The following is a 9,860-nucleotide window of genomic DNA, read 5'->3' as shown; positions in this document are numbered from 1 at the left end:
CGGGCTTCCGCGGCCCGCGATCGTTTGCACTGCCGGAGTTCGACCCCTTCTGGCAGAAGTGCGTCGAGTACGACGTGTTCGTCGGCATGCACTCCAGCGACAGCGGCTACTCGCGGTACACCTCCGAATGGGACGGTGGCGCGCAGGAAATGCTGCCGTTCCAGACCAACGCGATGTCGATCCTCAACGAGTGGCGCCCCATCCAGGATGCGGTGGCCTCCTGGGTGATTCACGGTGCGCTGTTCCGCTTCCCGACCTTGAAGGTGGGAATCGTCGAGGCCGGCTCGAAGTGGATGTTCCCGCTGCTCGACTCCATGACCGAGGTGTACAAGAAGGCGCCAGAAGCGTTCTTGGGCAACCCGATGGAGGAGATCAAGAAGCGCATCTACGTCAGCCCGTTCTACGAGGAGGGGATCGACGACCTGATCAACCTGATCGGCGTTGACCAGGTGCTCTACGGTTCCGACTGGCCCCACCCGGAGGGGTTGGCCGAGCCGACGCACTACGTGACCGCACTCGAGCACCTTTCGGTCGAGGATCAGGCAAAGATCATGGGCGGCAACCTGTCCCGGCTGATCACGGCTTGACCCACCCGGCACCCTGGAAGACCATCCCCGAGATGGTCTTGAGTGCAGCGGACCGATTCGGCGACGCCGAGGCGGTCGTCGACGGTTCGTTGCGCCTGTCCTACGTCGAGCTCGCCGAACGCATCCGCAACGCCGCGGGTGCGTTCGCCGAGTTCGGCATCCGCAAGGGGGACCGGGTCGCGGTATGGGCACCCAACTCCGCGGAATGGATCATCGCGGCGTTCGGGATCATGACCGCGGGTGCTGTTCTAGTCCCGGTCAACACCCGGTTCAAGGCCTCCGAAGCCGCCGACGTCGTGGCACGCAGCGGTGCCAAGGTGGTCGTGGTTCAGAAGGGCTTCCTCGGGCAGGACTTCGACACGGCACTCGAAGTGCCGACGATCGATCTCCGATCGGGCTTCCTGGCCGGTGGGCCGCGGTTCGAGCGCGAGCCGGCGGACTGGCTGGACGGAGCTGACGTCTCCGACGTCATCTACACCTCCGGCACCACGGGCAGGCCCAAGGGCGCCATGATGAATCACCATCAGACGCTGAAGATGTACGAGGAGTGGGCGACGCTCGCGGATCTGCGCGCCGGTGACCGCTATCTGATGATCAACCCGTTCTTCCACACCTTCGGGTTGAAGGCCGGGCTGATCGCGTCCTTCCTGCGCGGTGCGACGATGCTGCCGGTCGCGGTGTTCGACGTCGATGTGGTCCTGGAACTGATTGAGCGGGAACGCATCACGATGCTTCCGGGTCCCCCGACGCTGTACCACTCGCTGCTCACCGTCGGCGACAAGGCCAAGCTGTCGACCTTGCGCGCCGGCGTGACGGGCGCGGCGGACATTCCGGTGGAGCTGGTGCGACGGATTCACGACGAGCTGCCGTTCGAGACGTTGATGACGGGCTACGGGCTCACCGAGTCCGGCAACGTGACGCTGTCTCGGCCTGGCGATTCCTTCGCCGACGTCGCCACCACCGCGGGCCTTCCCTGCGAGGACATCGAGGTTCGCGTGGCCGACGACGGAGAAGTGCTGGTGCGCGGCTACAGCGTCATGCAGGGATACCTCGACGACCCAGTGGCGACCGCCGATGCGATCGACACCGAGGGGTGGCTGCACACCGGTGACCTCGGCGAGTTCACCGACTCCGGCCGGTTGCGCATCGTCGGACGCAAGAAGGACATGTTCATCGTCGGCGGCTTCAACGTCTATCCCGCCGAGGTCGAGGGCTTCTTGGCGGAACATCCATCGGTCGCCCAGGCCGCGGTCATCGGCGTGCCCGACGACCGGATGGGGCAGCTCGGTAAGGCGTTCGTCGTGCTTCGCTCGGGAGCGGACACACTTGACGGGGACCAGTTGATCGAGTGGAGTCGGCAGCGAATGGCGGGTTTCAAGGTCCCGCGGTATGTACAGTTCCTCGACGAGCTACCCACGAACGCCACCGGCAAGGTCGTCAAGGATCGATTGCGCTGAGCGCCCGCACAGCTTGGAAACAGCATTTCCGCAGTTATAAGGGCCGTCTGAGCTGGTCTGCTGATGCGGTATCGTCAAGGCGATACTCAAAATTGAAAATGCCATTCTCATGAATTTCGACGCTCGATGGACAGGACGGGAGGCCGCATGCCGGCTCGCAAGCGGCCCTCGTCGGTGCTCAACGGCGATGCTCACGACGATTCAAAGGACTCCAAGCCGGAGGTCGTTGAGGCCGCCGGCACCGATGACGTACTAGCGCTCGCCGAAGAGGCCGAGGCGGAGGCCGACGCAGCGGAGGCCGCCGCAACTGCCGCTCGCGCCCGCGCCACGGCAATGAAGTTGCGGAGGCAGGCCGCGGCAGCCGCGGCGGCCACGGAGGCTCCTGCTCCGGCCGCCCCGGTCGACTCGGAGGCGTCCGCGCCCGCCGAGCCCGAGGTCGCCGAAGCCGACACCGTTACCCAGACCGATGCCGATGCCGAGCCCGAGCCGGATGACGTCGACGAGGACTTCGACGAAGCGGACTCCGAGCCCGACGAGCAACCGGGACGTCGGCGTCGGATACGCCTCAAACTGCCTCCCGTTCGGCTCAAGTGGGTCGCAGCGGTGTTGGTGATTCTCTGCACGGTCGGATTCCTCGGCGCCAGCGCGTACATGGTCCTGCACCACCGGCAGGCGGCGGAGGAACAGCAGCGGTCGGCCGAGTTTGCGGCAGCGGCCCGCCAGGGCGTCGTGACGTTGATGTCGCTGAACTTCAACACCGCCGCCGACGACGTCAAGCGCATCATCGACAACACCACCGGGGACTTCAAGAAGGACTTCCAGGGCCAGGCCGATGAATTCACGAAGGTGGCGCAGGAATCGAAGGTCGTCACCGTGGCGACGGTCAATGCCACCGCCGTTCAGGCGATGGCCAAGGACACCGGGACCGTCCTGGTGGCCGTGACGACGCAGGTGTCCAACGTCGCCAGCAAGCAGCAGGAACCGCGGTCGTGGCGCTTGCGGGTGAACTTGGCCCGCGACGGCGGGCAGCTCAAGTTGGCGAAAGTCGAGTTCGTGCCGTGACCGACAAGAATGACGACGACGTGACCGACGCCGAAGTGCTGGACGCCGAATCGGGCGCCGAAGACCTCGAGCCCACTTCGAATGTCGCCGACCCGATCGACGGCGACGCCGACGAGAGCGGGGATGAAGCCTCGGCTCAACCCGACACGGCACCGCGGCGGGCCCGACTCAAGGGTCTGCTGGTGCCACTCGCGCTGGTGGTCGCGCTGCTCGCCTCGGCGGGGCTGGCCACGTGGCTGTACGTGAATCAGTTCAGACCCGACCGCGAGTCCAACGCGACCGTGGCCGCCGAGACGGTCAAGGCGGCTTCCGACGGCGCCGTAGCGCTGCTGTCGTACGCCCCGGACACGATGGACAAGGACTTCGCTACCGCCAAGACTCATCTGACCGGCGACTTCCTGAACTACTACAGCCAGTTCACTCAGGACATCGTCACGCCCGCCGTCAAGCAGAAGTCGGTCAAGACCTCCGCAACGATCGTGCAGGCGGCGGCGTCCGAGGTGAAACCCGACTCCGCGATGGTCCTGCTCTTCCTGAACCAGACGACGACGAGCAAGGAGAACCCGGACGGGTCCTTCACCGCGAGCAGCGTCAAGGTGAAGCTGACCAAGGTCAACGACGCCTGGCTGATCTCGGCCTTCGACCCCGTCTAGCCGGACCCGTACCGTTTCCCGTGTGACTGCAGTCAAACGCGCCGACCTGGTGCTGTCCGGAGGCGGCGTCAAGGGTGTCGGCCTGGTGGGAGCCGTCGTCGCACTACTGGATGCCGGCTATGTGCCACAACGCATCTCCGGCACCTCGGCGGGATCCATCGTCGGGGCCATCGTCGCTGCCGCCGCACACACCGGCGCGCTGACCGGTGCGCAGGTCAAAGAGCTTGCGCTGCAACTGGACTACCGGAAGTTCCTCGATCCTGGACCGGTAGAGCGGGTGCCGCTGATCGGCCCGTCTCTCGCTCTGCTCCGCGGGTCGGGGATCTACCAGGGCGACTACATCCACGAGTGGATCCGCGGGCAGCTGGCCGACCTCGGAGTGGTCACCTTCTCCGATCTCGCCCTCGACGACGACGAGTTGCCACCGGAGCAGCGGTATCGCCTGGTGGTCACCGTCGCCGACGTGACGACGGGACAGTTGGTGCGGCTGCCATGGGACTACCGCAGGGTCTACGGGCTCGACCCCGACGAACAGCTGGTCGCCGACGCCGTTCGCGCGTCGATGTCCATCCCGTTCTACTTTCGGCCGGTGACGTTGACCAGCACGGCCGGCCTCACCTCGACACTGGTCGACGGCGGGTTGCTGTCGAACTTCCCGATCGACTCGCTGGACCGGCAGGATGGGCGAGCGCCGCGCTGGCCGAGTTTCGGAATCACGCTCCTGCCCAACCTGCCCAGCGGCAACGACCAGGCGATCCCGGCACTTGGCGCGCTTCGCCTGCTCGGTGCTCCGCACCTGCTGGAAGAAGTCATCACCACCATGCTGGTGGGCCGTGACCAGGCGTACCTGAATCAGCCGTGGGTCGACGCCCGGGCGATCCGGGTGGACTCGACGGATGTGGGGTTCCTCGACTTCGACATCACCGAGAACGAGGTCGAAGCGCAGTACCTCAAGGGCCACGGGGCGGCCGAACGGTTCCTCGCCGACTGGAACTGGGCGGCATACCTGCATCGGTTCCGCTGACGGACGCTACTGTCTCGACGATGGAACCGTGTGCGATCGTGCCGCTGACGCACGCGGGTGACTTCGAGGGAGCCACCACACCGGTCGCAGGCGAGGCGCCGTTGGTCCGTGTGGTGCGGTCGGTTCTGGATGCGGTGGCCGACGAACGCGTCGTGGTCGCGACGGTGCCTGCGCTCGCGGCGGCCACGGTGGAGTGCCTTCGTGCGGCTGGGCTGGCGACCGCGGTTGCCGTCGCCCCCGAGCCCGAGTCGCGTCAACGGGTGATTCGGGCGGGGCTGGAACACCTTGGCGCCGAGGCGCATACAGCGGTTTCGGTGCTCGTCTGCGACCACCGGTATCCGCTGGCGCCCGGCCAGCTGGCCGAAAGGGTGCTCGCCGCCCTAGCCGACGGCCACGACGTCGTGGTGCCGATCCTGCCGGTGACCGACACGGTCAAGGCCGTCGACGAGCTGGGCTCGGTGCTCAGCACCGTGGACCGTTCCGCACTGCGGACGGTCCAGTACCCGCGCGGCTTCACCGCATCCGCGCTGTGGCAACTGATCTCGGTCTCGGCGGCATCGGCATCCGACGACCTGGACGAGTTCGACGCAGCGCTCCTTGCGGGCCTCGACATCGGCACGGTCGACGGTGACGCCAACGCCTTTCAGGTCGAGTTGCCGCGCGATGCCCACCTGCTGGACGCCGTCATCGCGTGCCGCCCCGGCTGATCCTGTCCTGAAGGAGGCGCTCGGCCAGTTGCACGTCGGGCGCGAACGTCACCTTGAGGTTGGTCGACGCGCCGGGGAACGCGCGGACTTCGAGGTCGGTGTAATTCTGCACGCACGACGCCGTGTCTGTTCCCTCGAAGCTGCCGCCTTCCGCCGACCGGTAGGCGGTGAGCAGGGGCCGAGCGCGAAATGCCTGCGGTGTCTGGACGCGTACCCAGGTGCCGTTGGCGGGTGAGAGTTGGCCACCTGCATCGGTTTTGACCATATCCGTCGCAGACAACACGGGGATCGCGCCGCCGCAAGAGCGTGCCGTCGACAGCGCGGTGTCCATCAGCGCCGGGCCGGCGAGGGGCCGGGCGGCGTCATGGATGAGCACCACGTCGATGGCCCCCGCCTCGATGTCGGGCGCCAGATGGCGAAGGACGTTCTCCTCGGAACCGTGGCGGGTGTCCCCGCCCTCGACGAGTTCGACCACCAGATGGGGCAGCTCGGCGGCGAGGGTTCGGGCGGCCAGGTCGCGTTCACCCCGGCGGAACACCAGAACCGTGCGGGAGATGTTCGTCGAGCCGGCTACCGCCTCCACCGACCACGACACCATGCTCCGTCCGGCCAGCGGCAGGTACGCCTTGTTGCCGTCAGCGCCGACCCGCGTGCCCATTCCCGCTGCCAGCACCACCCCGACCGCGGTGGGCTCCGGCGTCGCCTGCATCCGCCCACGCTAGCGAACGGCAGATCACCCCGCGAGGCCGAAGGCCTTGAGCACCTTCGTCGGTCGGACCCGGACGACGAGCTCACCCGGCACACCGTTGCGGCGGCCGTACTCGTCGGCCCTTTCGGCGCCCATGTAGCGGGCACCGGTGCGGGTCGCCACCGCCACCAGTTCCTCGGGATCCTCGCTGAGCTCGGCGACACCCTGAACCTGGACGAACGAATACGGCGGATGGGGATCATCGACGCACAAGACGATCCTGGGGTCCCGCGCCAGCGCGCGACCCTTGGCGGTGTCCTTGCCGGTGTTGAAGACCAGTTGACCGTCGTCCACCACGAACCAGACCGGCGCGACCAACGGTCTGCCGTCGGCCGCCACGTAGCCCAGCATCGCGGTGCGGGTGCCCTCGGACAGGAATGCGATCACGTCATCGGTGAGTTCGTCCACGCCGACCACGGTAGGCGCGAAAGCGCCGGCGGGTCAGTCGTTGGCGTGCCGGTCGTAGTCCCACCGCTCCAGCCACGTCTGAAGGTCGTGCAGTGCGAGCGCGCCCAGTGCCGCGCCAAGAGCCGCGCACGCAGTCAACAGCCCGGTCACGGGCTTGCCACCGATCGGGTTTCGTTCACGTGTCCAGCGTGGAGCAACGACGCTAGGGGAACACGCGTAGTCCGCTACGCGAACGCCGATGGGCCGGTTCACTGTGATCCCGAGCCGCGCAATTGACAGAGAAGCTTTGACGGCCTACATATATTGGGCGCGAGGTTCCGTTATTCGGTGACTTCAATCGGGCCGATGGCGATCGGTGTAATCGAAGGGGGCTGGGTGAACTCGCCGGGTGACACACGCCATGTGCCCTCCCAAATTGCGCGCTTCGTCCGTGTCTTCGCTCCGCTGATCGTGCTCGGCTGGCTCGCGCTGACGGTCGTCACCAATGTCATCGTGCCGCCGTTGGAGGAAGTCGGCGCGGCGCACACGGTGTCGATGAACGCCAAGGACGCGCCGTCGATGATGTCGATGGAGAAGATCGGCAGGACGTTCCACGAGTTCAGCTCCGACAGCAACGCCATGATCATCCTGGAGGGCGATCAGCCGCTTGGTGCCGACGCCCACCAGTACTACGACGGGCTGATCAAGAAGCTCGAAGCCGACACGACTCACGTCGAGCACATCCAGGACTTCTGGGGCGACCCACTGACGGCCGCGGGCGCACAGAGCAACGATGGCAGGTCCGCCTACGTGCAGGTGTATCTGCACGGCAACATGGGCGAGACGCTGGCCAACGACTCGGTGAAGTCCGTGCAGGCCATCGTCGCCCAGACGCCGCTCCCACCGGGAGTGAAGGCCTATGTCACCGGCGGGGCGCCGCTGGTGTCCGATCAGAGCGCCGCCGGTAACAAGAGCATCGTCATCGTCACGATCATCACGCTGGTAGTGATCGCGGTGATGCTCGTCCTCGTCTTCCGGTCGATCATCACGATGCTCTTGATCCTGCTCATGGTGTTCGTGGAACTGGGCGCGGCCCGCGGGATCGTGGCCGTCCTCGGCTATTACGAGGTCATCGGGCTCTCCACGTTCGCGACCAGCCTGCTGACCCTCATGGTGATCGCCGCGGGCACGGACTATGCGATCTTCCTCATCGGCCGCTATCAGGAAGCCCGCGGCGACGACGAGGACCGGGAAGTCGCGTATTACACGATGTTCCACGGAACCGCTCACGTGGTTCTTGGCTCGGGCCTGACCATCGCAGGGGCGATGCTGTGCCTGAGCTTCACGCGGCTCCCGTACTTCCAGACCATGGGTGTGCCCTGCGCGGTTGGCACCCTGGTCGCCGTGCTCGCCGCTCTGACGTTGGGCCCCGCGATCATCGTGATCGGCAGCCGCTTCGGTCGCTTCGAACCGAAGCGGGTCATCCGGTCCCGCGGTTGGCGGCGCATCGGCACCCTGGTCGTGCGCTGGCCCGGCCCGGTCCTCGCCGCCACCATCGCGCTGGCACTGATCGGCCTCCTCGCGCTGCCCAGCTACAAGACCAGCTACGACAACCGGATCTACCTGCCCAAGGACATGCCGGCCAACGTCGGCTACCAGGTGGCCGACAAACACTTCAACGCCGCCAGGATGAATCCGGAACTGTTGATGATCGAGAGCGATCACGACCTGCGCACGTCGGCGGACTTCCTCGTCATCGACAAGATCGCCAAGGCCATCTTCCACACGCCGGGCATCTCCCGGGTCCAGACCATCACCAGGCCCGACGGCAAGCCGATCAAACACAGCACGATCCCGTTCCAGATCAGCATGCAGGGCACCTCGTCGAAGATGAACGAGAAGTACCAGCAGGATTCGTTCGCCAACATGCTCAAACAGGCCGACGACATGCAAACCATGATCGACACGCTGACGCACATGCTGGCGCTCATGGATGAGCTCAGCGCGAACATCCACGACATGGCCGGCAAGATCACGGAGCTGACGAACACGATCTACGAGCTGCGTGACCACATCGCGGACTTCGACGACTGGTTCCGGCCGTTCCGGTCCTATCTGTACTGGGAGCCGCACTGCTACGACATCCCGGTGTGCCAGGCGGGACGCTCGGTGTTCGACACGTTGGACGGGATCGACGAACTCAGTGATCAAGTCGGCGGCCTGGTCACCGACATCCAGAAACTGGACGCGCTCACACCGCAGCTCGCGGCGTCGCTCCGGCCCCAGCTCGAGCAGCTGAAGTCGGTCAAGCAGATGATGCTGACGACCTACCAGGTCCAGCAGGGCTTCCAGGACCAGCAGTCGGCGATGTCGGACAACGCCACCGCGATGGGCGACGCGTTCGACAAGTCCAGGAACGACGACACGTTCTACCTGCCGCCGGAGATCTTCGACAACAAGGACTTCAAGCGGGGGATGAAGAACTTCATCTCGCCCGACGGGCATGCGGTGCGGTTCATCATCAGCCACGAGGGCGACCCGGCGACCGTCGAGGGCATCTCGCACATCGATGCCATCAAGCAGGCCGCGAAGGAAGCGATCAAGGGCACGCCGCTGGAGGGCTCGAGCATCTACCTGGCCGGTACCGCCGCCACCTACAAGGACATGCGGGACGGGTCGTACTACGACCTGCTGATCGCCGGCATCTCCGCCGTGACGCTCATCTTCATCATCATGTTGATCATCACCAGAAGCGTGGTGGCGGCGGCGGTGATCGTCGGCACGGTGTTGCTGTCCCTCGGCGCGTCCTTCGGGCTGTCGGTGCTGCTCTGGCAACACCTGATCGGGCTCGAGCTGCACTGGATGGTGCTGGCGATGTCGGTCATCCTGCTGTTGGCCGTCGGTTCCGACTACAACCTGTTGCTGGTGTCCCGGTTCAAGGAAGAGCTCCACGGTGGGCTGAAGACCGGGATCATCCGCTCGATGGCGGGCACCGGTTCGGTGGTGACGTCCGCGGGCCTGGTCTTCGCCGCGACCATGGCGACGTTCGCGTTCAGCGACCTGAAGGTGATGGGCCAGGTGGGTACGACCATCGCGCTGGGGCTTCTATTCGACACCCTGGTGGTGCGGTCCTTCATGACCCCCGCGATCGCCGCCGCCATGGGCAAGTGGTTCTGGTGGCCGCAGATCGTCCGGTCGCGAGCCGCCATGCGCGTCCCGCCGCCGCCTGGGACAC

At 66.0% G+C, this 9,860-nt stretch carries 9 protein-coding genes; 7 read left to right on the top strand and 2 right to left on the bottom strand.

The features are described 5' to 3' along the window. From QOD90_RS08595 to QOD90_RS08570, 6 genes are all read left to right on the top strand, one after another. Positions 1–587 (top strand): amidohydrolase family protein (locus tag QOD90_RS08595; protein WP_526348629.1); only part of this gene is annotated, 587 nt, incomplete at its 5' end. Then, positions 584–2,044: a FadD3 family acyl-CoA ligase gene (locus tag QOD90_RS08590; RefSeq protein WP_526348627.1), complete on the top strand. Its 1,461-nt coding sequence runs from the start codon at positions 584–586 to the stop codon at positions 2,042–2,044. The genes QOD90_RS08595 and QOD90_RS08590, both read left to right, overlap by 4 nt. Positions 2,045–2,191: 147 nt before the next feature. Further along, on the top strand, positions 2,192–3,106 hold the full coding sequence (locus QOD90_RS08585; protein WP_526348625.1) for an Rv1363c family protein: 915 nt from the start codon (positions 2,192–2,194) through the stop codon (positions 3,104–3,106). Further along, positions 3,103–3,759: a hypothetical protein gene (locus tag QOD90_RS08580; protein WP_526348623.1), complete on the top strand. Its 657-nt coding sequence runs from the start codon at positions 3,103–3,105 to the stop codon at positions 3,757–3,759. Before QOD90_RS08585 ends, QOD90_RS08580 begins: the two co-directional genes overlap by 4 nt. Before the next feature lie 22 nt (positions 3,760–3,781). Continuing rightward, positions 3,782–4,783 carry a patatin-like phospholipase family protein gene (locus tag QOD90_RS08575; RefSeq protein WP_526348621.1) on the top strand — a complete coding sequence of 334 codons (1,002 nt, stop codon included), beginning with the start codon at positions 3,782–3,784 and terminating at the stop codon, positions 4,781–4,783. Between the two features lie 20 nt (positions 4,784–4,803). After that, complete coding sequence (locus QOD90_RS08570; protein WP_526348619.1) at positions 4,804–5,490, top strand: IspD/TarI family cytidylyltransferase; 687 nt, start codon at positions 4,804–4,806, stop codon at positions 5,488–5,490. Here QOD90_RS08570 and QOD90_RS08565 read toward each other — a convergent pair. Beyond that, complete coding sequence (locus QOD90_RS08565; RefSeq protein WP_526348617.1) at positions 5,468–6,199, bottom strand: IspD/TarI family cytidylyltransferase; 732 nt, start codon at positions 6,197–6,199, stop codon at positions 5,468–5,470. The two genes, QOD90_RS08570 and QOD90_RS08565, sit on opposite strands and share 23 nt — an antisense overlap. A 24-nt stretch (positions 6,200–6,223) precedes the next feature. Continuing rightward, positions 6,224–6,646: a PPOX class F420-dependent oxidoreductase gene (locus QOD90_RS08560; RefSeq protein ID WP_526348615.1), complete on the bottom strand. Its 423-nt coding sequence runs from the start codon at positions 6,644–6,646 to the stop codon at positions 6,224–6,226. Positions 6,647–6,991: 345 nt separating this feature from the next. Between QOD90_RS08560 and QOD90_RS08555 the strand changes: the two genes are divergently transcribed. Further along, positions 6,992–9,860 (top strand): MMPL/RND family transporter (locus QOD90_RS08555; RefSeq protein ID WP_526348613.1); only part of this gene is annotated, 2,869 nt, incomplete at its 3' end.

The sequence above is a fragment of the Mycobacterium sp. genome, assembly GCF_032161845.1.
Taxonomy (GTDB): Bacteria; Actinomycetota; Actinomycetes; order Mycobacteriales; family Mycobacteriaceae; genus Mycobacterium.
Note: the sequence above shows the minus strand (reverse complement) of the source record. Positions and strands in the feature narration are given on the sequence as shown.

Excerpts from the sequence above, each read along its gene's own strand:
- QOD90_RS08585 (WP_526348625.1), top strand. The coding sequence starts at position 2,192 with ATGCCGGCTCGCAAGCGGCCCTCGTCGGTGCTCAACGGCGATGCTCAC.
- QOD90_RS08570 (WP_526348619.1), top strand. The coding sequence starts at position 4,804 with ATGGAACCGTGTGCGATCGTGCCGCTGACGCACGCGGGTGACTTCGAG.
- QOD90_RS08565 (WP_526348617.1), bottom strand. The coding sequence starts at position 6,199 with ATGCAGGCGACGCCGGAGCCCACCGCGGTCGGGGTGGTGCTGGCAGCG.